This window comes from Planococcus sp. APC 3900, assembly GCF_030407735.1.
GTDB lineage: Bacteria > Bacillota > Bacilli > Bacillales_A > Planococcaceae > Planococcus > Planococcus notacanthi.
In genome coordinates this window covers 199,468-221,676 of the sequence record NZ_JASDCT010000001.1, presented here as the reverse complement: position 1 = coordinate 221,676, position 22,209 = coordinate 199,468, and the positions used below count along the sequence as shown (strand labels likewise).

Here is a 22,209-nt window from a genome sequence, read left to right as displayed (position 1 = left end):
ATCCTGCAAAGGGGTGTGTATGGGGGGAAATCATCTATGAAATCTTCATTGAAGACATTAAACAAAAGTATGTGGAAATCACACAAGCAAACGAAAGATCTGCTGACAATGGCAGAGCTGCGAAATTCAGGCGGTGCTGGGGTGGCAGCCGCGGAGTTTCCGGGGAATGAATCCATCGATAAGGGAAGCGAAAAAGTTCTCCGAAAGAAATCCTATAACCTGTCTCAAAAAATCGGCCTTTTCTTAGGACCCGCTTTATTTTTGCTGATTTTGTTCTTACTGCCTCTTCCCGGACTCAGCACAGAAGGCCGAGCAGTATTGGCCGTAACTGCCTGGATGGCAGTCTGGTGGATTCTTGAAGCGATGCCGCTTGGAATTACGTCTTTGATGCCGCTGGTGCTTCTTCCCTTGCTTCAGACAGTAGAAGCCGGTGTTGTCGCTTCCAGCTATGGCGATAACCTGATTTTCCTGTTCATCGGCGGATTCGCTCTCGCTTTGGCGCTGGAACGCTGGAATCTCCATGAACGAATCGCTTTGTCCATCATCAGCGCAGTGGGCGCCAGCACGTCAGGCCTGGTACTCGGCTTTATGCTGGCAACCGGCTTCCTGTCGATGTGGGTTTCCAATATGGCTACGGTCATGCTGATGATTCCAATCGGCTTGGCCATTATCGCGAAAGTCGTCACGTTAATGAAAGAAGATGACGTCTACACGAAAGAAGAAGAAACAAAATTCACCAAGTCCATTATTTTTGCCATCGGTTTTGGCGGAACGATCGGCGGCAGTGCTACTTTGATTGGAACTCCTACAAACCTGGTGCTTGCCGGATTAGCGAGTGAACTGCTCGGTATTGAAATTTCTTTCGCACAGTTCTTCATTTTCGCCTTTCCACTTGTAACATTGTTGATGATCGTTTCGATTTTCTATATTACAAAAATCGCCTATCCGATGAAAGTTAAAAACATCAGAAACGGCAAACAATTTGTCGTTGAACGCAAGAAAGAGCTTGGCAAAATGGGCTACGAAGAAAAAATTGTCTTAGCCATTTTCAGCTTTACTGCTTTTATGTGGATGACAAGAACCTTTATCTGGAGCGACATTATTCCAGGTTTGAGCGACACCATGATTGCAATGGTTGCGGCCATTCTTCTTCACTTGATTCCCGCCTCAGGCGATTCGGGTGAACGGATTCTAAATGGAGATTCACTGAAAAATATGCCTTGGGGCGTTCTGCTGTTGGTCGGTGGCGGTCTTGCACTGGCATCCGGCTTTAATGGCACGGACCTGGCTTCTTGGATCGGCAGCCAATTGCTGTTGCTTGAAGGCACTTCCTACCTGCTGATTCTCGCTGTAACGACTTTGCTTGGCATCGCTATGACGCAAGTGACGCCCAATACGGCGACAGTAACGATTCTTGTACCGATTACTGCTGCACTTGCCCTGGCGATCGATGTCCATCCATTGCCATTGATGACCGCTGTTGCAATGGGTGCCGGTTTTGCGTTCATGCTTCCGATTGGTACTCCATCCAACGCCATCATCTTTGCGACCGGAAAAATTACGATGATTGACATGTTGAGAAAAGGCTCAGGACTGACGGTACTGGCTTTCATTCTGATTGTTGTATTTGTCTACTTCATCCTTCCTGTCGTATTCGGCATTAACCAGCACGAATATCCGGACAGTTTAAAATAAAAAACAGGAGTGAGAATATGAGTAAAGCGTTAGATTATTTCAAAGAAGTGTACGATGAGGTGCCTGGATGGGTCCAGAAGATGCACGATTACAGTCCAGCTGTCTTGGACACCTACACAGGAATACGCGGTGAAATTATGCAGAACGGTGCTTTGTCCCGTCAGGAAAAGGATGCACTGATCGCTAGTATGAACGCAGCCCGCTTGTATTCCCGAAGCATGCTGTTTCATACAAAAGGAGCCATCGACTTTGGATACACAACACCGGAGCTCGTTGAGTTTTTCCTGACTTCCTATTTATACAAAGGCGATGCCGCCTTGAAATTGGCACTTGAAGCGGTTTCCTATGCACTTGAATTGCAGGGGAAATCGGCTGTCCAGCCAGCACAAGCTCCGGAACTGGCGACTGATTCACTGAAGCTGATCATTGACTGGCTCGACGCCGAAGACACAACTTACCTGGAAGAAATTCTGGCACTCCTCCTCTCAGGGAATGCCGAGGATGTGCAAGCCCGAATTTTGCAAGATGGACTGCTGTCTTCCCGCTTAAAACATTTGAACATGGCAGGCAACTTCATCGTTGAACTGAACGGCAAAGGCGCTGGCCCTTGGATAGAGAAAGCGCGGATAGCCGGCGCATCGGAAGCGGACCTGGCGGATATCGGCTACATCTGTATTTTGACTGCCGGCATTCCCGCATGGTTCGAATTGAGTGACTCACTGAAAACAACCGAATAATCACCGAATGGAGGATTACAGATGTCAAAAATACAGCAAGATATTACGCAAGCTCTGGACTGCATCAAATCTGGAGACACGGTTTTAGTCGGAGGGTTCGGCTTAATCGGAGCTCCGCTTACCTTGATCGACGGCTTGACTGAACGTGATGTCAACGAATTGACCATCGTCAGCAATAACCTGGGGGAGTCAGGCAAAGGGTTGGGGATTCTGCTGAATCAAAATAAAATCAAAAAAGGGATCGGTTCTTATTTCACCAGCAACCGCGATGTCGGCGATAAATACCAGAACGGCGAAATTGAATTGGAGCTGCTTCCACAAGGCACACTTGCTGAATCACTCCGCGCAGGCGGCGCTGGCCTTGGTGGCTACTATACAACGACAGGTGTCGGCACAGATTTGGCGATTGGCAAAGAAGAACGCGAAATCGACGGCATCTCTTATATTCTCGAAAAAGCGATTCGTGCAGACGTTGCATTGATTCGCGCCCATAAAGCGGACACTCTGGGGAATTTGGTTTATTACAAAACGGCACGCAATTTCAACCCGTTAATGGCTACCGCAGCGAAAACCGTCATTGTGGAAGTCGATGAAATCGTTGAAGCGGGCGAATTGAACCCGGAAGAAGTGGTAACACCCTTTATCTATATCGATACAATCGTCAAAGCCCAACAAGTGCTGACGAAAGAAGGAGTGGTAACTGTATGACTGTCCAACTAAACAAATCAGAAATGCAGCATGCCATTGCCGAACGCGTGGCACAGGAATTGGAAGGGCCGTGCATCGTCAATCTGGGAATCGGAATTCCGACGTTGGTGGCGGAGTATATGACAGAGGACAATATTTACCTCCACACGGAAAACGGGTTGCTCGGAGTAACGGATGTAGACGATGAAGCAATCGATCCGAACCTGGTCAACGCCGGCAAAATGCCGGTCGGCGAAGCAGTTGGCGCATCCTTTTTTAACAGCTCGGATTCATTTGCCATGATTCGCGGCGGGCATGTGGATGTAGCCATTCTCGGTGCTCTTCAGACAGACGAAAACGGAGTGATCGCCAACTGGGCCGTACCTGGCAAGAACATCATGGGTGTCGGTGGTGCAATGGATTTACTGGTCGGTGCAAAAAAAGTATTTGTGACGATGAGCCATACATCCAAAGACGGCAGTTCCAAACTATTGAAAAAATGCACCTATCCAATTACGTCAACGCGCCAAGTTGACATGATTTTTACAGAACTCGCGGTATTCAAAGTAACAGACGGCCAGTTAAAGTTAGTTGACCTGATGCCTGGCGTGACAATCGAAGAAGTCCGCGAAAAAACTGAAGCCGCTTTTACTGAGTAAAAAGAAAGAGGGTTTATACGCATGAAAATTCATTCGTTTGACGTTTATATAGTAGATCTTCCCACGATCCGTCCACATCAATTAGCCATGCATACCATTGTCTCGCAAACAATACTGCTTGGCTGTGTTACAGACGAAGATGGACGCGAAGGCTGGGCAGAAGTTGCGACAATCGGTGGAGCTTCCTATGGAGAATCTACCCCTGAAGCGATCAAAGCCAATATCGATGCTTACATCACACCACTGGTACTTGGGCAAAACCCCATCCATTTTAATAAAATCATGAACGACGTATCAAAACTGGTTCGCGGCAATTACTTTGCGAAAGCCTTGGTCGAAGGTGCCATTGTCGATTTGGCAGCCAAATCCAAAAACATTCCTGCTTTTGAATTGTTCGGCGGGCAAATTCATAAATCATTGCCCATTGCTTGGACGCTGGCAAGCGGAAATACGGAAACGGATATCGAAGAAGCTAAAGAGATGCTAGAGAAGAAACGGCACAACATCTTCAAGCTGAAAATCGGCAAAGGCGATCCATACCAAAACGTGGAGCATGTCCGGAAAATCAAGCAAGCACTTGGAGACCAGGTACGCTTGACTGTCGACGTCAATCAGGCGTGGGACGAGGATACATCGAATTACTGCATCGCTTCCCTGCAGGATGCCGGTGTTTCAATGGTAGAACAGCCACTGCAGGCATGGGACTTTGAAGGCATGTCCCGTTTGACTTCTAAATTCACAGTGCCGATCATGGCAGATGAAGCGGCAACCAGCATCCAGGACGTTTTCCGGATAGCCAAATACCGCGCCGGAAATTCCATCGCTTTGAAGCCTTGCAAGCATGGCGGATTGACGCAAACGAAAAAAGTAGCCGGCATTGCGGAAGCAGCTGGACTTGGCCTCTATGGCGGCACAATGATTGAATCAAGCCTCGGGACAGCCATGTGTGCCCAATTATATGCCACTCTTCCTGAAATGAAATTTGGAACCGAAATATTCGGCCCTTTGCTTTTTAAAGACAACCTTACGCTCAACGATATCCGCTTTGAAAACTTTGAAGTGATTGTTCCGGATGGTCCGGGTTTCGGAATGGAAATCGACAAAGAAAAAGTGAAGCATTACGCACGCAAGTTCCAATCAGAAACGGAGATGACGATTTGAAAAACGTAGTGATAGTAGATTCAGTCCGGACGGCAATCGGCAAGTTAGGCGGCGGCATCGGAAATGAGACAGTCGATTTTCTGGGTTCCCACGTCATTGAAGAATTGCTTCGCCGGACACAAGTCGAACCTTCCGCAGTTGAAGAAGTCATTTTGGGTCAGGCTAAGCAAAGTGCGGATGTTTCCAACTTGGCGAGAGTCTCCATGCTGCGCGCAGGCATCCCCATTGAAGTGCCTGGCTATACCATCCACCGCCAATGCGGATCGGGTGTACAGGCATTGAACTCAGCAACCCAGCAGATTCAGACCGGCCACAGCGACATCATCATCGCCGGAGGTGCCGAATCAATGAGCACTGCTCCTTATTATGTGAACAGTGTGCGATTCGGTACGAAATCCGGAGATGTCCTGTTGAAAGATCCTAATACGGCAAGCCAACCGGGTTCACAGCCCCGTGAAACTTACGGCGAACTGAACATGGGCATCACGGCAGAGAATGTTGCAGAAAAATACGGTATTTCCCGCCAGGAACAAGACGAATTCGCTTTGGAAAGTCAGCAAAAAGCAGCGAATGCCATTTCAAAAGGATATTTTGAAGCGCAAATTGCACCGTATCCGGTAAAAACGAGAAAAGGAACCATTGAGTTCAAAACGGATGAACATCCACGTGAAACTACGCTAGAGAAATTATCGCTCTTAAAGCCCGTCTTTAAAGAAGGCGGTACTGTTACCGCAGGAAATGCCAGCGGACGGAATGACGGAGCTGCAGCATTATTGGTCATGTCGGAAGATGAAGCTGCCAAGCGTGGCTATCAGCCAAAAGCTCGCGTTCTTGCCCAAGCCTCGGTCGGCTGTTCTCCTGAACTGATGGGAATGGGTCCCGTTCAAGCAAGTTTCAAGGCTTTGAAACAAGCGGGCTTAAAGGTGGAAGACATCGATATCGTCGAATTGAATGAAGCCTTTGCTTCCCAATCCGTTGCCTGTATCAATGAACTAGGACTGGACCGCAACAAGGTCAATCCAAATGGCGGTGCGATTGCGATGGGCCACCCTATCGGTGCAACAGGCGCGATTCTCTTAACGAAATTAACACATGAGCTGGAACGTACCGGAAAGAAATATGGTTTGGTCACGTTGTGTATCGCTGGAGGCATGGGCATTGCTACAATTATTGAGAACGTAAATGTATAAAATACGAAAAAAGGCAGAAATACCGAGAAGTCGGGTTTCTGCCTTTTTATAAACTGAATCGTTAGTTGATTTAATAGTTTAATCTGTATTTTAAACCCTGCACTTCATCAGGAATGGCATGGTTTCTTCACTTGGCTTGGGTCTCCTGCCATTCATCAGCCGTTCAACACGTTCGACCATTCTATGCCCGATCCCTTCTCCGCGATACGAAGGAATTACGGAAATGTGCTGAACCGTGAAACTTTCATCATCTTCTATATGAATGCCGATAGCGCCGATATAATCATCGCCGGCTTTCCAGAGAAAAAGTTGCCAGTCCGGACGTTCATTATATAGCTCCATGGTTTTTTTCAATTGTTTTACATCCCGCTCTCTAGGCATGAATGACAACAGGCCCATTGCGATTTTTTCGTGCGAGCGTTTATATCTGGTCAGCATTGGAATCTCCTTTCCTTCAGCAGCTGTTCAAACCAGCGTATTCTGTTCGATGGCATTAAAAGCGGCAGACAATCTTCCGGCGAAATCTTCTGGTGCTTCTTCTGACGCCAAATAAACACAAATGATATCCGGATTGACGTCCATCCGTTGTTGGTAATTGGTCGGCAAAGGAATCGGATGCCAGTGAAGCGCATCCATAAAGGATGCCAGTTCACTCGGCAATAGAAATATTTCCGCTCGGTTCATGGCTTTTCCATTATCTTTTAAGTTTTTAAAAGAAATATCGTGATCCAACGTACAACTGAAATTTTTGCCGTGGGAGGATATGTCAATGGTTCTTTTTCTCTTGATTAAACATTCACCTGCTTGTAGTTCAACCTTCGAGTTCATGAGCATGCCCACTTGTTCAGCCAACTGCTCTAATTGTTCCATCCTTCTCATCCTTTCTTTTTTTTCCAGAACACTTCCGGAAAATGGATAAATAAGTTAGCTGGCATACAAAAACGCCGAAAAGAATCGTTGAATTCTTTTCGGCGTTGTTTACAGCCCTAATTGTCTGTTGCATCCAGCCAAATGGTTATTCGATTGTTTATCTATTTTTAAGCGATCAATTACGTACAAAATGGATTTTAACGAAAACTCAGTCGTTTTTCGTTCGTTTCCAACTTAACACCTTTTGGAGAAGTTGTAAAACCATTGAAGCGCATTCACCAAGCAGAAAACACAAAATCAAATTTTGTTCTTAGCCTTTATATACCTCTTTTTCAGAATTAAAAACTTAAAAAAAAACCGCCTTTCGGCGATTTTTAAAAAAACTCATTTTCACTTTTGTAAGTACCTGACCCTCAATCTTCTTCGGAATCATCTTCCTCATCGTCGTCTTCATCGTTGGAGGAATCATTTTCAGAATCCGTATCATTTGAATTCGAATCCTCTTCATTCTGCATTTCCGAATCGCCATTATCTTCTTCGTTTGGTTCTTCATTTCCGCAGGCTGCAAGCATGCCTACAGATAAAAATAATGCAGCTCCAGTTTTCAGCCATTTTGCCTGTATCATCTCTATTCCTCCTCAGCACATCGTTTCGCCTTCCTTCTATACCCTTTGCTTTTCAGGAAAAACATCATTGAGAGTGCATCAGCTCGATCAGCTTTTCACAGCGTGCCTCATCACTTGGCTGCGGCATCAATTCCACTTTCAAAGTCGCCACCAATTTAGTTTGGGTATACAACATGTCCCGGAACCGGTCGACAGCGCCGCAGAATTCTGCGAAAAAGCTGTCTCCGGTTCCGAAAACGGCTGTCCGAAGCTCTTTTCGGCCCAACTTTTCGATGGCTTGATACAAGGAATGCATTTCTTCCGGAATTTCGCCGCTCCCCCACGTGTAGGTGCCGATCATTACTACGTCCAACCATTGTAATTGGGACAATGGAAATTCGTCAACTGGATACAGCTCAATAGTTATGCCTTGATTCTGTGCAGCTTCCTGCACCATTTCCGCCAATTGTTCTGTATTGCCGGTAACCGAGGAATAGACAATCGCCAGTCTGGGGTTAGAGTTCGTCAAAGCCATTGGACTGCGACACTTTTGTATAGGTCCGGGATTTCTGTTCGAAAAAGTCGGATTTCGTTTCGTTCATCATGTCGTCTCCAAATACTTGGATCCATGGCATTGGATTGTTGCGTTCTTCGTATAGATTATCCAATCCAAGCTGGCGCAAGCGCTTGTTGGCCAAATATTCCACATAACCGGCAAACTCCTCAAGATCCAGCCCATCGATATCCGCCAGAATGTAATGCGCCCATTCTTTTTCAAGCTGCACAGCCTGATCGACGGTCGTGTAGATGTATTGAATATTTTCATTCGTATTCAACTCCGGATTTTCCGTCAGCATGATCCGGATAAACTGGGCAATAAAATACGCATGCTGCATTTCATCGCGCTGGATATAACTGATCATCGTACTGGTCTTCAGCATTTTCTGCTGACGCGCCAAATGATAGAAAAAAGCAAATCCGGCATAGAAATAAATGCCTTCCAGGTTAATGGAATTGACGCTCAGTTTGAACAGGTTCTGCGGCGTCGGATTTTGCCGGAACGCTTCATAAGCATCCAAAATCAGGCCGTTTCTTTTTTGCACAACCGGATCGCTTTTCGCCTGATCGAAGCGCGCATTCTGTTCGCTCACCGAGACCAGCGAACTCAAAATATAGGAATACGACTCCGTATGGACCGCTTCCTGCTGGGAAATGACCGCAAAAATAGCTTTAAAGCTGGAATCGGTGACGTAATCCATCGCTTGGCTCATTGTCGGGGTCTGCAGGCTGTCAAGCGATGCCAACTGCGTGTTGATGCGCAAAAAGACATCCTTCTCGGCATCACTCAAGCTGTCCCATTGCTTGATGTCGTCCTGCATATTGATTTCCTGGGCTTTCCAAAAGTTGGCCAATAGCGCCTGATACAAATCGTACATTTGCGGGTAAGCAATATCGTTCCAGTTCAACAAGCCCGAAGACTGGCCGTTCAAGACGCCAGTCGATTTGTTCGGATGTTCCGGATTCAGTAATTTAATCTTTGTCAGCGGTTCATGTATGGTCATGAAAATCCTCCTTTAGCTTTGGCATGCTTCGCATTCTTCGATTTCCGCCTGTGATGTGCTGCGGACGTAATAAGTCGTTTTCAAGTGTTGCTTCCATGCTTCCAAATGAAGCTCCAGCAATTCTTTTGCTTTGATGGTATGCGGCACATAAAAATTGAAGCTGATGGACTGATCGATATGCCGCTGACGCGCCGCGTTTTGGCGGATGCTCCATTTCTGGTCCAGCACGTGGCGTGCACGGCGGTAATAATCGTACGTGTTGTGGTCCAGGTCAGGCGCTGTCACCTTAAATTTGAAGTTCTTCTTCTCTTCCGCATATTCAACGGCGTAAAGGGGATCGATGCCATCTGTCGAACCGCCGATTTTGGCGGTCGATGAGTTTGGTGCGACCGCCATCATCCAACCGTTGCGGACACCGGTCGATGCAACTTCCTGCTGCAGCTTGTTCCAGCGTTCACTGCTGTAGTTCCGGCGTTCAAAGTACTCGCCTGTATGCCATTCAGATTCTGCAAATTGACTGAAGGCTCCTTTTTCTTTAGCTAGCTCCATCGAAGCGCGGATGGTCTGGTAGGCAATTTCCTCGTACAGCGTATCCCCAAACTCGACGGCTTTTTCCGTTTCCCAATGGATGCCTTCAAGTGCCAAGAGATGGTGCCAACCGAAAGTTCCTAATCCTCATTTCTATTCAATAAAGGTCGTAAGCCTTTATCCGTTCTCTTATGAACTGCTGCATGTCACCATGCAGATTAGACTATATCACGTTCCTTTTTTAAGGAACCCCTGCTTTTCCACTATCATAAACTTATAGTGTACTCTACTCCCTTATCTCCTATGAGGAGTGGTTTCGATAGTCGTTAGGCTTTTATACCTCAACTGTTTTATATAAATAATTTGGGAAATTATCGTTTTTTAGTCTAGCTCGGATAGTAGTACGCTTAATCTCGGTTAATTTTGTACATTCAGATATGCTTAGATAGCAAATTCCATCAACTAAGATTTCTTTTCTATGAGGCATATTTTTTTTCATACTTTCCACAGCCAACTTAGGCTTAGGAACTCCTTTATTACTTGAAACCCATCCGCTTATACTTTTTTCTTTATACAGCTGCCTTCTTATTTCTTTCCAGTTACTTACATGAGTTCTCCCGAAAAAAGAATTTTTTTCTCCTGTTTTTAAAGAAGCTTTTTCTGAGAGTAGCTTTTTAACTTCCTCAGAGTGGCTTCTCCCATAAAAATGGTTTCCACTTCCTGTCATTTTTTCTGATTTGAGTCTTCGCTCTGCTTCAGAAAATAGCCGACCTTTTGTTCCTGTACCACCTAAAGTTAAGTTATATCCGTGAGCAAAACTGTTATATTTCATGACATAATATGCCTCAAGAGTATAAAGTTCTTCTTGGGTGAACTTTTCATTTTCTTCTATTACAGTGAAAACAAAAGCTTCTTCTCCGTACTTATTAAAACTTTTTTGAAGGTGATCGTTTTTGTGTCTATTTTTTCTTAGTTCAGAAAAGTGACAAATTTTCCGCCTATTTAAATTTACAGTTTCTCCGATATAATACTTACCCGTTACGTTATTTAAAATCGAATAAATTCCCTTCATTATTTTGTCCTCCTTTCCTTTAGATTCAATTGAGATAATTTAGCACGGGATTGTCTCGTCTGAGAGTTTCCCCGTTTAACAGGGTTTTCTTAAAGGGTTACCCCCTTAAGCCACTGGATACTCAATGGCGCGATATTTTTTATTCGTGGCATCGGCCTGTCCGACGGAAATCGTATTTAGGTCGATGACGTTATCCAGCATGCGCACCTGAACCCGTATCACCCGCTCCAACACGTCCGCCTTGACCGCTCTTGGCAAGTTGATGGAAGACAAATTACAGACAACGAAATCACCCGGTTTGCGGACCATGACAAGGTTGCCGTCTTCATCCGTATATTCTTTCATGATGGTTGTCGCTGACATGTTCTGCATGATTTCCGTACACAAATTACTGCAGTAAATCGACGTCAGCCCTCTTCCTCTTGTGTGCTTGTTCGGGTTCTGGCGGTTGACCTCGTCCCGGTAGAACATATAAGGTGTGCCGGTTTCCAGCTGCGACACCATGATGCGTGCCATGATTTCCATCGCGCGGTAGGTTTTGCGCGGCAATAATGGATGATCCACAGCTTCCTGGTATTTGTCGCTGAAGTATTTTTCACCGGTTTCATCGTAAAAATCTTCAAGCCCAAGCGCATTGCCGTTTTTATCTGTCCAGCCCATCACTTGCTTAATCTGATGCGGACAGAACGTATGCCATTCGCCGATGCTGCGGCCGTTTTCGTCTTTTTCCTGCAGCCGCTCCATAAACAGGTCCGGAATCGACACGCCGGTGAAAATATCGTGCGCTTTGCGGCGCTCGTCGCCATTATTGGTTTTCAAATCCAGGAATCCGTTCATGATGTCTTTGTGGAAGACATCCAAATAAATCGCCACTGCACCTTGGCGCTGTCCGAGCTGATCGACACTGACCGCTGTATCGTTGACCAAACGGATCCATGGCACAACTCCTGAAGAATTGCCTTTGAATTTTTTGATATCCGATCCTAAAGCCCGAACTTTCCCGTAATAGATCCCGATGCCACCGCCGTCTTTGCTGAGGCGTGCGATATCCCAGTTGTTCAGATAGATGCCGTCCAGTGAATCATCGACAGTATCAATAAAACAGGAGGACAATTGTCCGAAACTTTTACCGGCATTCGATAAAGTCGGCGTGGCTACTGTCATATACAGCTGGCTCATTGCCCAGTAAGCTTCTTTCACCAACTCGAGGCGATGCTCTTTTGGTTCGTTTTGCATCAACGTCATCGCAATGACAAGAAAACGCTCCTGCGGAAGCTCATATAATCTTCCTTCATAGTCTTTTGCTAAGTAGCGGTCAGCCAACAGGAACAAGCCGATGTAGTTGAACAAAAGATCCCGTTCCGGTTCGATGTCCTCACCCAATAAGATGATTTCCTCTTTCGAATAAGCCGCAAGAAGCTCTCCTGAATAAATGCCGATCCCTGTCAGCTTTTCAATAAGGCGATAGAAGTCGCCATATTTCTGGGAAGCGGAAAAGTTGCGGCTGTCTCCAGCTTTTTTGTATAAGTCGCCAGCATACAATTCTGCTGCGGTGTACGTCCAATCAGGCTCGTCCATCGTGATACGGTTCAGCGCATACAACAAGGACTGCTCTCCTTTTGCCTGCTCAGCTAAGTTCGCTGTCCGCTCCAATAGTTCTCGCGTATCTAGTCCATATACATCTGTTGCCCGCTGCAGCGCTCTTTCCACTGTCTTTATTTCTGTTTCTTCGATTTTCATGTTCATATCAACACAACTCCTTTGCGTATTCGTTCACTTTCATGCGGCGCTCTTTGCGATCTTGGGCGCTTTTAAATAGTTTTTCTTCGGCAGCCGTTTCCGGAACTACACCGCTCACCGGTGTCGGCTTGCCATCGCTGTCGACTGCCACCATTGTCAGAATGGCTGTAGTCGTCAAACTCCTTGTGCCTGTTTCGATTTGTTGGCATTCAGCTTTAACATACACTTCCATAGATGTTCTGCCTGTTGAGATCACCACTCCCTCCAAAATAAGGATATCCCCAACTTTTGCCGAAGATAGGAAATTCACCGTATCGATCGAAGCGGTCACAACTGCTTTTCCGCTATGCCTCATGGCTGTAATGGCGGCGATTTCATCTATGTACGCCAATACGGTGCCGCCGAATATGGTCCCCATGTGGTTGGTGTCCGGGGGTAGGACCAATCGTGTCTGAATGGTTCTGGCCACCCCTGCTGCTAATGGTTTTGTCATGAGTATCCATTCCTCCATCTCTGATATACAAGAAAAAACCCCATCCTCTCAGGGAGGATGGGGTTTAGATACGCAGAATATCGGATGGGAAGCAGAATACAGCTATCCCATGCATAATACCTTCGTTATCCCTCTCAGCTCCCGGAGAAGATCATAAACTCATAACGAAGGCAGGTCTCCTGGCTTGTGCGTCATCCTCTGCTATCTCCTTCCCGTCCGTTGGACAGTGGATTGCGATAGTTCGTCTGCACTTACAGTTGCGGGAACAGCTCCGGAATTTCACCGGATTCCCTATTAAGCCTTTTCAGGCACCTTCGTTATCGGTTCTACTATATATAGTGAATAATTTTAATCAATCACTAAATATTGTATTCATACACTATAAATCACTTTATTGCCTTTGACAAGAACTTCTTCATTCCTGCCGTTAAGTCAAAGTTTCAGTCAGTCGTCAAATAACGCTTCAAGGCTTGTTTCACCGTGCCCATCGTCGTCAATTGGCTAAAGTCCACACGCGCTTCAATCGCTTTTAATGCGAGTTCGGGACGGATTCCCGTGAAAATCAGTTTGATTCCGAGCAAGCGCATAATGTGGTCGATTCTATAAAGAAATTCTGCCACGACATTATCAATATTGTAGATGCCGGACACGTCAATAATAAGGCAATGCAGATTTTCTCCTTGAATTTTTTGCGGAATGATATCAAGAAGCAGATGGCTGCGATCCCCATCTACTGAACCTACGAGCGGCAAAACTGCCAAGCCATCAATAATCGGCACGATGGGAGTTGATATCTCATTTTTTAATTGCATTAGATCTCGTTCAGTTTTCTTCTGCGTCGTAATGTCGCGGATAGTGGACTGGATTGCGACCGTTTCTCCATATTGGACCGGGTAGCAATACAGTTCGACATCGGCTTGAGTTCCGTCAAAACGCTTAACAGTAGTCTCAACCAATTCTCCAATGGTGCGATCCTCCATGCCTGTACGGATGCGTTTCGCAATGAATTCTTTGTAATCATCCGTAAACACATCCACGATGTTTGCACCGATAAGCGTATCCTTATCGGCTTTGAAGAATTCCGATCCGGGCTGATTTATATATAAGACTTTCTGATTCGAATGAATAATGGTTGTTTCATCGGAATACTCCGTGATTTGTTGGTAAATTTCTTCTTTTTCTTTAATGCCCAAGGGTCTTTCAGGTACTGCATTTAGCATTTTCTTTCACTCCTTTTGACTAAGAAACTGCCAGTTCCTCTATTCTACACTTTTTCAGAAAAACTTTCAGTCGCGGCAAAAGCCTCAAGATTTCTGAATGATTCTTTTCTTTACAGTTCTATTTCAAATCTTGTAAAGGAAAAATATTATGTTATGATAATAAGCTGTGATTTTAACATATTTTTAGATGCCGTTTTTGGAAATACGCTACCTTAAGGTTAGAGTTATTGGAGATGCACGATGAAACAAGTAACAGGAAACGCTTTTCACTACGGCTGGGTCATTATCGCGATCGCGGCCTTGTCTCAATTTTTCTCTGGTCCCGGACAAACTTATTCGAATTCAATTTTTATCGATTATTATATAGAAGATTTTGGCTGGAGCCGTTCCACGGTTTCCGGTATCTACTCGGCTGCGACATTGACGGCAGGATTCCTGTTGTTTTTCGTCGGGCGCCTGATTGACCGAAACGGCTCACGTAAAATGGCCGTTGCCGTATCCGTCGCCCTTGCCGTCGCCTGCTTTTTCAACAGCTTCGTAACAAGTCTCGTCATGCTGTTTATCGGCTTCTTTTTTATTCGCTTGTTGGGCCAAGGCTCTATGGCACTTATATCAAGCTCACTCATTCCGCAATGGTTTGTCAAAAAACGGGGCCGCGCCATCAGCATTGCCGCAATCGGCGGCTTAGTCAGTTCTGCCGCTTTTCCCCTGCTGAACGTTTGGCTGATCGAGTCATTCGGCTGGCGCAGTTCATGGCTGATTTTAGGAATCATCATCATTGTTTGCTTTACGCCGCTTGCTCTTTTCCTCATTCAAAACTCTCCTGAAGAAATGGGCTTGCTGCCGGATAACGGCGCTGCGCTTAAGGCGGAGCCTGAAAAGAAACTCATAAAAGAAGTCAGTTGGTCAGTGAAAGAAGCTTCAAAAACCCGTGCTTTCTGGCTGTTGCTGCTATGTGCAGCCATCCCGGGCATCGTCAATACCGGTTTGACCTTCCACCTGGTCTCCATTTTCGCTGAAAAGTCCCTGTCTCTTGAAACTGCAGCCGGCATTTTAAGTTTAACGGCATTGATCGGCTTGCCAGTCACTTTCATCACAGGAATTCTGCTGGAAAAAGTAAAAGTCCAGTATATGCTGACACTGGTATTTGCAGGCGAGCTAGTGTCGTTATTTCTTCTGCAGAAAGCTGATTTTTTGGCGACTGCCATGGTCTTCGGATTGGTCTGGGGCGTCAGCATGGGAATCGAACGGATTGTCATGGCTGTTGTCTGGCCCAATTATTTCGGCCGTAAGCACATCGGCAGCATCAGCGGCATCTCGATGGCGATGGTCGTCACGGGATCTGCGCTCGGTCCGTTGCCGCTCGGCATCGCTTTCGATTTATTCGGCGGCTATACCGAAATCCTCTGGGCATTGATGATTTTCCCGATTTTCGGTATCGTGGCAGCTTTGCTGGCAGACCCGCCGAAAAAAGAAGCTTCCATCCAACAACCCGTTGCCAAAGAAATAGAAGGACCTGCAGAAAACCCATTACTCGCGGAGTAAAGGGTTTTTTCAAAAAGGAATAAAGGGCAAAAAAAAGGTTGCCCATTTGGACAACCTTTACCTTGCTATTTATGCATCGACCCATTGAGAAGCTATTTCTTTCTCTGTTTTTGGTTCGTCGGCTTTTTTATTGGTTTTGCTGGTGTAAGGCTTAAAACTATTGGCTTTATTGGCTCCTGCTTTCCAGCGCGTCCATCCTTTTTTGCCGGTTCCCTGGCCTGTACCGCTTTTCGCTTTTGCTTTTGCTTTGCTCATTATAATCACTCCATTACTGCTACGATGATGTACAGCTTATCACATCAAGGCTCAGAGTGAAACAGAAATGTTCGTTTACGAACGGGCAAGCCCTTTTTTCAATAGCTCCAGTTCCAGTTCATAGTTTGCAATCGACTCTTCCACAGCCAAGTTTCTGGCGAAATGTTCGATCCAATTTCTGATAGTTACGGTCATAAGGATTTTCAGCAAATGGTACAATTCCTTATTCCCTGACACATTCAGCTTGTCCACATCAATAAGTCTGCTGATTGTGTTGAATTCCTCTTCAGACTCTTCTTCATTGACGATTTTGATGAATTTTGTTTCGACTTGTTCTGTCATATTCAATAGGACATTCCGTTTAAAGTCTAGAAGCTCATCTTCGTTCACAGTGGAAATATAAAACTCCCTGATCGTCTGGAATAAATCTCCGCTGTTTTTTTCCAGCGTCGCCTTAAAGAGCCGTTTGCGCCTGGCAGTATAGCGATTCAACAAGTAGAAGTACAAATCTTCTTTTCCTTCAAAATATTGATAGAAACTTCCACGGGAAATTCCGGCTGTTTTGACGATATTGGCTATGGAGGCTTCAGACAAAGAGGCATTCGAAAATTCCTGCTGTGCCGCTTCGATCAATAGCTGTTGTTTTTCTTTTGGCAAATTATAAAAGGTCAGTTTTGGCACTTTTCTCTTCCTCTCAATCGGTCTGTGCTATCAGGTCCACTTAGGATAAAGTTATTCGGCAAATGAAAACGTTCTTTATCAATCAAGATTTCAGAGAAATCTTCGTCAGCACTCACCTGATCCTTGAGCCTGTTCATCCGCAATTGGATCTTTTCCATTTTCCGGTCCAATTCGGTCGCAGAATCCGCTGCTTCCTTCAGTTCAAGGATAATGTCAGCGGGCACTTCTTTGTTGTATTTATAGTAGATTTTGTGTTCAAGGCTTGCCCAGAAATCCATGGCGATGGTACGAATCTGTACTTCCACGCAAATCTCTTCTACACGGTCCGACATAAAAATCGGCACCACCAGCAATAAATGCAAACTGCGGTAACCATTCGGCTTGGGATTCTGGATATAATCCTTCACTTCAAGAACCTTCAAATCATCCTGGTTCTGCAGCATGGCGCTTAATCGGTAGATATCAGCTTCAAATGAACAAGTGATTCGAACACCCGCAATGTCTCTAACATTTTCTTTAATATTCACTAAAGAAAGGCCGACTCCTTTTTTGCCGGCTTTTTTCATGATGCTTTCAGGAGATTTCAAACGGGAACTGACATTTTCGATCGGGTTATAGTCATGAATATAGTGGAATTCCTGTTGCAGTATACTGATTTTTGTATTGATTTCTTCCAGAGCGAATTTATAGCCCATCATAAATCGCATCATCTCTTTTTTTAAGCCCTTCATCTTCCGTAGATCATCGGTAAAACCGGCTTCCATCTCGTCGTCCCCTTTTTTCATAACGTTCACTTATTTATTGCTTATAATCTTCGAATGACACCGTGTCACATTTCGTAAAGCAAGCTTAACATGACACTGTGTCACATGTCCACTGGGAAGCGACGCGCTGTCACATCAAACCATAAAAAAAGAGCAAAACCTCTGTGTTTGAGGTTTCGCTCGCTCTCCTGCCCTTACTTGCCAAGTACTTTCTGAATGTCTTTTTCAAATGATTCGGGTTTATCTTTTGGAGAGAACCGTGAAACGATATTGCCATTTTGATCAATCAGGAATTTTGTGAAGTTCCACTTGATGGCGCTTGATAAAAATCCTTTTGTGTTAGTGGTCAAATAGTTGAACAGTGGATGTGCCTCTTTGCCGTTAACTTTGACCAGGTCGTGCATAGGGAAAGTAACGCCATACGTCATGCGGCAAGCTTCCTGTGCTTCTGCTCCACTGCCTTTTTCCTGGCCGAATTGATCAGACGGGAAGCCCAGAACCACTAATCCCTGTTCCTTGTATTCTTCGTACATTTTTTCCAAACTGTCGAATTGATCTCTCAAACCGCATTTTGTCGCTGTGTTGACTATCAGCATGGCTTTGCCCTTGTATTCGCTTAAGTGGTATTCTTCCCCGTTCGGCTTTGGTACGGCAATATCGTAAATATTCATGCGGCATCTCTCCTTATTTATTCTTCTATTACAAATTCATGTTTTTAAAAGAAGCATTTAGCTCTTTCAAGTTTTTCATCAAGGTGATGGCGTTGACTCCCATAAAGTCACAGCTGATGAGTTTGTCGAGGACAGCCTGTTCGACTGCCGCCTGTTCGCTTTTGGCTTTTTCCGTCAATGAAATCGTAAAAGCACGTTTATCTGATTGGGATTGTTCTTTAACCAGTCGCCCCTGTTCGATCATACGATTGATGATCGGATTCAAAGTTCCGGTTCCAAGCCCCAGCCGTTCACCGATATTTTTAGTCAACAGTCCGTCTTCTTCCCACAAGACAAGAAGCACCAGATACTGTGGAAACGTCAGATTGAAAGGCTCCAGCGCTTTTGCATACATTTTTGAAAAATTGCTGGAGGCTTTATAGACTTCGAAGCACAGTTGTTGTTCGAGTTTCGTTGGTTTTTCCATTTGCATCTCACCTATGCTAATTATTATAGAACGCTGATTTCCACATCCACAGATCCTTTGATTGCTTTGGAATATGGGCAATACTGATGCGCTTTCTCTACGTATTCGTGTTTCAATTCTTCATCGATGCCTGTGATATCGACGACAAGTTTCACCGCCAATTTAACGCCGCCGTTGTCTTTATCTCCAATCAAGGCAACAGTTGCTGTTACTTCACTCTTTTCAATTTCCACTTTACCAGCTTCCAGCACCAATTCCAATGCACTGTTGAAGCATGCGCTGTAACCTGCAGCAAATAGCTGTTCCGGATTTGTTGCCGTTGTTGCTGAACCTCCAAGAGCCTGTGGTTTTGCTACATCCAAATAAAAAATATTGTCCGGTGAATAAACCGCACCGTCTCTTCCGCCTGTATTGATCATTGTTGTTTCGAATAGTGTTTTCATTATGTGTTTTCCTCCGTCCATATATATCTTACACGATCTACTTTAAACTGAATCGTACGCGATGTAAATACATATGCTCACACGAAAAAAGACTTTATTCACCGTCCTGGCGAATAAAGTCTTTTGGGAAAGATCGATTCTAATAAAGAAAAGGAATCAAGCGTGCACGCTTTTTCATCCATTGCTGATAATCCGGTCCGAACTTCTCAATCAGCAGCTGCTCTTCATAGTTTATTCGCTTCAGCAAAGCCCATACCATTGCCAGGCCACCAAGAACGGCAGCAATTGCACTGGTGAAAAACAAGGCCATTCCGAGAGTAATGAACAACAACCCGGTGTAAAGCGGGTGGCGAAGTTTTCGGTAAGGTCCGGTGCTGACGATTTCATCACCTTCACGAACGGTCACGTAACGTGTGAATTGTGATTTCAAATGGACGATTCCCCAAAACCGCAGGAAAACCCCTGAAGCCAGCAAAATAACTCCCACTGCTTGACTGATCCTAGCTATCGTCTCGAACGCCATCAATTCCTGCAAAACCGCCGCGATAAGAATGGTCGCGATCAAAACTGCAAAGATGGTGAAGAATGTCCGTTTTTCCAATGGGTCACCTTGGCCGATGCCGCGATTTCGGAAAATCAGAAATTCACTGAGCCAAAACAAGCTTATTGCTGTAAAAATCCATTCAATCATCGTCATAAAAGAGGCCTCAACTTCCTGTTCTTTTCCTTCCAATATATAGAACATTTCGAAACAATACAATTTCTACCCCTTGCCAAATAAACTTGGACGACTAGCGTGAAACCAGAAAAGAGCGCTTTGCCCACCTGGCAAAGCACTCCTTCACTACATTTTATCTATATCTTTTCTTTAAAAAGGTGAAAACTGTAGCTGCAGGGCGTCTTTACATCAAATTCCCCCGCTTAGCTTCCCATTTAATCTTCAATGGAAGAGATTTCGACCAGCATCGCAGTGAATGCGATGAAAACAACCATTAACGAGAGCACCATTGTGAACATTATCCTTCAACTCCTACCACGTTTTGAATCCTTCTGAACCTGGTGGTGCATGGTGAATCATCTGGCTAATTGGAATCGCATAGGCGATGACAATGAGCGCCAGTGCAAGCCCGATCCAAATCCACCAGTTTTCAAGCCATTTCGGGGTACGGGACATGTCGCTTTCCGCCAGCGGGAAATCTACGATGTCTTTCGGTTCAACCGCTTTAGGCGAAAGGAACATCGTCATGACGACGATATAGATCAGAATCATTGCCGAGACGAACAGGATGCTGCCGCCGATGGCCATCGTCACATGGTTGGTCAGAATTCCGTCAAACCATTCCAATGCAGCGGGGTGATCGTTGTAGCCGGAATAAGCGGTTCTTCTTGGCGCTCCGAGAAGGCCCAGCAGATGCTGCGCTGTTGACATCAGCAGCATGCCGAACGACCAAGTAATGATTTGGACAAGCCCAAGCACTTTCATGGATTTGGTGAATTTTCTGCCTGTTAAATATGGAATCAGCCAGAACGTCAAGCCCATGAACGTCATCGCTACCGGAGTGCCGACAGTGATGTGAAAATGCCCGACAATCCATAAGGTATTGTGGACCACTTCATTCAATTGGAAACTTGCGTTAATGATTCCCCCAGCTCCACCGGGGATAAAGAACGCCATGGCAATGAAAATAGAAGTGAAGCGGATATCTTTCCAAGGCAATTTTGTAAACCAGCCAAACAGGCCTTTCCCGCCATTTTTGCGTCCGGCAATTTCAAATGTCGCGAACATCGAGAATGCCGTCATCAAGGAAGGTACGATGACCATAAACGTCAAGACCACCTGCAGGAATTTCCAGAAGTTCGAAATCCCCGGTTCTGTCAGCTGGTGATGGAAACCGACAGGAATGGAAAACAGGATGAAAAGAACAAAAGACAGACGTGCCAATGAATCACTGAATACTTTTACACCCAGGATTTTCGGTACGATAACGTACCAGGCCATGTATGCCGGCAGCAGCCAGAAATACACCAATGGGTGGCCAAAAAACCAGAACAAGGTGCGGCTGAGTTCTACATCAATGGTATCGGTCCAGCCGAATGCCCAAGGGATGTATTGGAAAAGGACCGTTGCCACGACGCCCAGACATGCAATGATCCACATGATGATGGTCGTGATGGTCATGAAAGCGAAAAGTGGGCTCAACTGCCCTTTATTATTTTTCCGCCATACTCTGTAATGTCCGACCAGCGCAAAACTGCTGATCCACGTACCGATAATCACCAAAGCAAGACCTACATAATAAAAGCCACTTGCCTTCAGCGGTGCATAAAAGGTGTACAGCACTGAAGCTTCTCCGGCCACGATCATCGCTGTTGCCATAACTGTTCCAAGCAAGGTCACCCAAAAGCCGATCCACGAAAACAAACGGACTTTCGGACCGAAACTTCCAAGGCTCTTGCTCATACCGGTAATAAAGAAGCCGAAAATAAAAAATGTCGTAAATACAAGTGCGAGTAAAACGCCGTGTGCGGTCAGAATTTGGTAATAGTCCAGCCAAGCCGGTAATTGAAGCGCGTCATTGCGGATAAAAACTTGCAGCAGCCCACATAAGGTGCCGATTAAAAAGGCGGTATACGCCACGCCGATATTCCATAAAGCAATTTTTCGATCTTGCACAGCAATCATTGTTCATACACCTCTATCTCTGTATACATCATATGGTGGCCCGTTCCACAGTATTCATTGCAAAGAATCAAATATGTGCCCGGTTCTTCAAACGTGTAGGATTTTGTCGTGATCCGGCCTGGAACGACCATCATATTGACTTTTGTATTATCGATCGTCAGACTGTGGACTACATCGGTACTGGTTACTTTAAAAATAATTTCTTTTCCAACCGGAACTTTCAATTCCGGTGCCTGATATCCGAATGCCATAGCCACAATCGTCGCCTGGTATGTATCGTCGTCCAATTGCGTGACTCCCGGATTATCAAAAGGTGCCGTTTCACTTACTTTTTTGGGATCGATTGTTTCCATTCCTCCTGCAGGGGTATGGTCCTGTGAAAATGCGCTTACCCCAACAACGCTTAAAAATACAATCAGCGATGCAATACCGAACACCAGCCAAATTTTTTCATATTTATGAAGATGCATTTTAGTCTTCTC

Annotated in this window: 23 protein-coding genes, 3 pseudogenes and 1 riboswitch; of the genes and pseudogenes, 7 read left to right on the top strand and 19 right to left on the bottom strand. The window is 45.4% G+C overall.

Annotation, left to right across the window (positions count from 1 at the left end):
* Nucleotides 1–36 precede the first annotated feature (36 nt).
* The 6 genes from QMA04_RS01075 to QMA04_RS01050 are packed head-to-tail and all read left to right on the top strand — an operon-like array spanning nt 37 to nt 6,129.
* Nucleotides 37–1,695 carry an SLC13 family permease gene (locus QMA04_RS01075; protein ID WP_290183660.1) on the top strand — a complete coding sequence of 553 codons (1,659 nt, stop codon included), beginning with the start codon at nt 37–39 and terminating at the stop codon, nt 1,693–1,695.
* A gap of 17 nt (nt 1,696–1,712) precedes the next feature.
* Nucleotides 1,713–2,432: a carboxymuconolactone decarboxylase family protein gene (locus QMA04_RS01070; RefSeq protein WP_290183659.1), complete on the top strand. Its 720-nt coding sequence runs from the start codon at nt 1,713–1,715 to the stop codon at nt 2,430–2,432.
* A gap of 21 nt (nt 2,433–2,453) precedes the next feature.
* The gene (locus QMA04_RS01065; protein ID WP_191714678.1) at nt 2,454–3,140 is read left to right on the top strand and encodes a CoA transferase subunit A; all 687 of its coding nucleotides are present in this window, start codon (nt 2,454–2,456) and stop codon (nt 3,138–3,140) included.
* Nucleotides 3,137–3,778: a 3-oxoacid CoA-transferase subunit B gene (locus QMA04_RS01060; RefSeq protein ID WP_191714677.1), complete on the top strand. Its 642-nt coding sequence runs from the start codon at nt 3,137–3,139 to the stop codon at nt 3,776–3,778. Before QMA04_RS01065 ends, QMA04_RS01060 begins: the two co-directional genes overlap by 4 nt.
* A 21-nt stretch (nt 3,779–3,799) precedes the next feature.
* Nucleotides 3,800–4,939 (top strand): muconate cycloisomerase family protein, encoded by a 1,140-nt coding sequence (locus tag QMA04_RS01055; protein WP_290183658.1) that lies wholly within the window; start codon nt 3,800–3,802, stop codon nt 4,937–4,939.
* Nucleotides 4,936–6,129, top strand: a complete 1,194-nt coding sequence (locus QMA04_RS01050) for a thiolase family protein (protein WP_191714675.1) — start codon at nt 4,936–4,938, stop codon at nt 6,127–6,129. The genes QMA04_RS01055 and QMA04_RS01050 overlap by 4 nt, the downstream gene beginning before the upstream one ends.
* 90 nt (nt 6,130–6,219) lie before the next feature.
* On the opposite strand, the gene QMA04_RS01045 is transcribed toward QMA04_RS01050, so the two are convergent.
* From QMA04_RS01045 to QMA04_RS01000, 10 genes and pseudogenes are all read right to left on the bottom strand, one after another.
* The gene (locus tag QMA04_RS01045; protein ID WP_191714674.1) at nt 6,220–6,567 is read right to left on the bottom strand and encodes a GNAT family N-acetyltransferase; all 348 of its coding nucleotides are present in this window, start codon (nt 6,565–6,567) and stop codon (nt 6,220–6,222) included.
* Between the two features lie 27 nt (nt 6,568–6,594).
* A complete protein-coding gene (locus QMA04_RS01040) occupies nt 6,595–6,999 on the bottom strand; it encodes a DUF1259 domain-containing protein (protein WP_191714673.1) in 405 nt (134 codons plus the stop codon).
* 413 nt (nt 7,000–7,412) lie between these two features.
* Nucleotides 7,413–7,625 carry a hypothetical protein gene (locus QMA04_RS01035; protein ID WP_290183657.1) on the bottom strand — a complete coding sequence of 71 codons (213 nt, stop codon included), beginning with the start codon at nt 7,623–7,625 and terminating at the stop codon, nt 7,413–7,415.
* Nucleotides 7,626–7,689: 64 nt separating this feature from the next.
* The gene (locus QMA04_RS01030; RefSeq protein WP_290183656.1) at nt 7,690–8,139 is read right to left on the bottom strand and encodes a flavodoxin domain-containing protein; all 450 of its coding nucleotides are present in this window, start codon (nt 8,137–8,139) and stop codon (nt 7,690–7,692) included.
* Nucleotides 8,120–9,166, bottom strand: a complete 1,047-nt coding sequence (locus QMA04_RS01025) for a ribonucleotide-diphosphate reductase subunit beta (RefSeq protein ID WP_290183655.1) — start codon at nt 9,164–9,166, stop codon at nt 8,120–8,122. The genes QMA04_RS01030 and QMA04_RS01025 overlap by 20 nt, the downstream gene beginning before the upstream one ends.
* Before the next feature lie 12 nt (nt 9,167–9,178).
* Nucleotides 9,179–9,841, bottom strand: a pseudogene (locus QMA04_RS01020) (ribonucleoside-diphosphate reductase subunit alpha); the annotation flags it as partial.
* Between the two features lie 187 nt (nt 9,842–10,028).
* The gene (locus QMA04_RS01015) at nt 10,029–10,766 is read right to left on the bottom strand and encodes a GIY-YIG nuclease family protein (protein WP_290183654.1); all 738 of its coding nucleotides are present in this window, start codon (nt 10,764–10,766) and stop codon (nt 10,029–10,031) included.
* A 123-nt stretch (nt 10,767–10,889) separates the two neighbouring features.
* Nucleotides 10,890–12,512, bottom strand: a pseudogene (locus QMA04_RS01010) (ribonucleotide reductase N-terminal alpha domain-containing protein); the annotation flags it as partial.
* Between the two features lies 1 nt (nt 12,513).
* A complete protein-coding gene (locus tag QMA04_RS01005; protein ID WP_290183653.1) occupies nt 12,514–12,999 on the bottom strand; it encodes an acyl-CoA thioesterase in 486 nt (161 codons plus the stop codon).
* A gap of 152 nt (nt 13,000–13,151) precedes the next feature.
* Nucleotides 13,152–13,330, bottom strand: a riboswitch (cobalamin riboswitch).
* A 109-nt stretch (nt 13,331–13,439) separates the two neighbouring features.
* Nucleotides 13,440–14,219, bottom strand: a complete 780-nt coding sequence (locus QMA04_RS01000; protein WP_290183652.1) for a PAS domain S-box protein — start codon at nt 14,217–14,219, stop codon at nt 13,440–13,442.
* A gap of 240 nt (nt 14,220–14,459) precedes the next feature.
* Between QMA04_RS01000 and QMA04_RS00995 the strand changes: the two genes are divergently transcribed.
* Nucleotides 14,460–15,764: an MFS transporter gene (locus QMA04_RS00995; RefSeq protein ID WP_191714666.1), complete on the top strand. Its 1,305-nt coding sequence runs from the start codon at nt 14,460–14,462 to the stop codon at nt 15,762–15,764.
* Nucleotides 15,765–15,887: 123 nt separating this feature from the next.
* Here the strand turns inward: QMA04_RS00995 and QMA04_RS00990 are convergent.
* The 9 genes and pseudogenes from QMA04_RS00990 to QMA04_RS00950 all read right to left on the bottom strand — a co-directional run.
* A pseudogene (locus tag QMA04_RS00990) lies at nt 15,888–16,019 on the bottom strand (DUF3934 family protein); the annotation flags it as partial.
* A 75-nt stretch (nt 16,020–16,094) separates the two neighbouring features.
* Complete coding sequence (locus QMA04_RS00985) at nt 16,095–16,700, bottom strand: TetR/AcrR family transcriptional regulator (protein ID WP_290183651.1); 606 nt, start codon at nt 16,698–16,700, stop codon at nt 16,095–16,097.
* Nucleotides 16,688–17,464, bottom strand: a complete 777-nt coding sequence (locus QMA04_RS00980) for a GTP pyrophosphokinase (RefSeq protein WP_191714663.1) — start codon at nt 17,462–17,464, stop codon at nt 16,688–16,690. The genes QMA04_RS00985 and QMA04_RS00980 overlap by 13 nt, the downstream gene beginning before the upstream one ends.
* Nucleotides 17,465–17,658: 194 nt before the next feature.
* Nucleotides 17,659–18,135, bottom strand: a complete 477-nt coding sequence (locus tag QMA04_RS00975) for a glutathione peroxidase (protein ID WP_290183650.1) — start codon at nt 18,133–18,135, stop codon at nt 17,659–17,661.
* A 28-nt stretch (nt 18,136–18,163) separates the two neighbouring features.
* Nucleotides 18,164–18,601, bottom strand: coding sequence for a MarR family winged helix-turn-helix transcriptional regulator (locus QMA04_RS00970; protein ID WP_290183649.1), 438 nt, complete (start codon nt 18,599–18,601; stop codon nt 18,164–18,166).
* 23 nt (nt 18,602–18,624) lie between these two features.
* The gene (locus QMA04_RS00965) at nt 18,625–19,044 is read right to left on the bottom strand and encodes an organic hydroperoxide resistance protein (protein WP_191714660.1); all 420 of its coding nucleotides are present in this window, start codon (nt 19,042–19,044) and stop codon (nt 18,625–18,627) included.
* Between the two features lie 139 nt (nt 19,045–19,183).
* Nucleotides 19,184–19,804, bottom strand: a complete 621-nt coding sequence (locus QMA04_RS00960) for a methyltransferase family protein (protein WP_290183648.1) — start codon at nt 19,802–19,804, stop codon at nt 19,184–19,186.
* 270 nt (nt 19,805–20,074) lie between these two features.
* A complete protein-coding gene (locus QMA04_RS00955; protein ID WP_191714659.1) occupies nt 20,075–21,727 on the bottom strand; it encodes a b(o/a)3-type cytochrome-c oxidase subunit 1 in 1,653 nt (550 codons plus the stop codon).
* The gene (locus tag QMA04_RS00950; RefSeq protein WP_191714658.1) at nt 21,724–22,197 is read right to left on the bottom strand and encodes a cytochrome c oxidase subunit II; all 474 of its coding nucleotides are present in this window, start codon (nt 22,195–22,197) and stop codon (nt 21,724–21,726) included. Before QMA04_RS00950 ends, QMA04_RS00955 begins: the two co-directional genes overlap by 4 nt.
* Nucleotides 22,198–22,209 lie beyond the last annotated feature (12 nt).

Bases quoted from the DNA above. Each gene is read 5' to 3' on its own strand.
- QMA04_RS01025 (WP_290183655.1), bottom strand. From the start codon at position 9,166: ATGACCATACATGAACCGCTGACAAAGATTAAATTACTGAATCCGGAA.
- QMA04_RS00965 (WP_191714660.1), bottom strand. From the start codon at position 19,044: ATGAAAACACTATTCGAAACAACAATGATCAATACAGGCGGAAGAGAC.
- QMA04_RS01065 (WP_191714678.1), top strand. From the start codon at position 2,454: ATGTCAAAAATACAGCAAGATATTACGCAAGCTCTGGACTGCATCAAA.
- QMA04_RS01005 (WP_290183653.1), bottom strand. From the start codon at position 12,999: ATGACAAAACCATTAGCAGCAGGGGTGGCCAGAACCATTCAGACACGA.
- QMA04_RS01015 (WP_290183654.1), bottom strand. From the start codon at position 10,766: ATGAAGGGAATTTATTCGATTTTAAATAACGTAACGGGTAAGTATTAT.
- QMA04_RS01070 (WP_290183659.1), top strand. From the start codon at position 1,713: ATGAGTAAAGCGTTAGATTATTTCAAAGAAGTGTACGATGAGGTGCCT.
- QMA04_RS01030 (WP_290183656.1), bottom strand. From the start codon at position 8,139: ATGGCTTTGACGAACTCTAACCCCAGACTGGCGATTGTCTATTCCTCG.
- QMA04_RS01040 (WP_191714673.1), bottom strand. From the start codon at position 6,999: ATGGAACAATTAGAGCAGTTGGCTGAACAAGTGGGCATGCTCATGAAC.
- QMA04_RS00980 (WP_191714663.1), bottom strand. From the start codon at position 17,464: ATGGAAGCCGGTTTTACCGATGATCTACGGAAGATGAAGGGCTTAAAA.
- QMA04_RS00995 (WP_191714666.1), top strand. From the start codon at position 14,460: ATGAAACAAGTAACAGGAAACGCTTTTCACTACGGCTGGGTCATTATC.
- QMA04_RS00950 (WP_191714658.1), bottom strand. From the start codon at position 22,197: ATGCATCTTCATAAATATGAAAAAATTTGGCTGGTGTTCGGTATTGCA.
- QMA04_RS00970 (WP_290183649.1), bottom strand. From the start codon at position 18,601: ATGGAAAAACCAACGAAACTCGAACAACAACTGTGCTTCGAAGTCTAT.
- QMA04_RS00955 (WP_191714659.1), bottom strand. From the start codon at position 21,727: ATGATTGCTGTGCAAGATCGAAAAATTGCTTTATGGAATATCGGCGTG.
- QMA04_RS01045 (WP_191714674.1), bottom strand. From the start codon at position 6,567: ATGCTGACCAGATATAAACGCTCGCACGAAAAAATCGCAATGGGCCTG.
- QMA04_RS01000 (WP_290183652.1), bottom strand. From the start codon at position 14,219: ATGCTAAATGCAGTACCTGAAAGACCCTTGGGCATTAAAGAAAAAGAA.
- QMA04_RS01055 (WP_290183658.1), top strand. From the start codon at position 3,800: ATGAAAATTCATTCGTTTGACGTTTATATAGTAGATCTTCCCACGATC.
- QMA04_RS00975 (WP_290183650.1), bottom strand. From the start codon at position 18,135: ATGAATATTTACGATATTGCCGTACCAAAGCCGAACGGGGAAGAATAC.
- QMA04_RS01035 (WP_290183657.1), bottom strand. From the start codon at position 7,625: ATGATACAGGCAAAATGGCTGAAAACTGGAGCTGCATTATTTTTATCT.
- QMA04_RS01060 (WP_191714677.1), top strand. From the start codon at position 3,137: ATGACTGTCCAACTAAACAAATCAGAAATGCAGCATGCCATTGCCGAA.
- QMA04_RS01075 (WP_290183660.1), top strand. From the start codon at position 37: ATGAAATCTTCATTGAAGACATTAAACAAAAGTATGTGGAAATCACAC.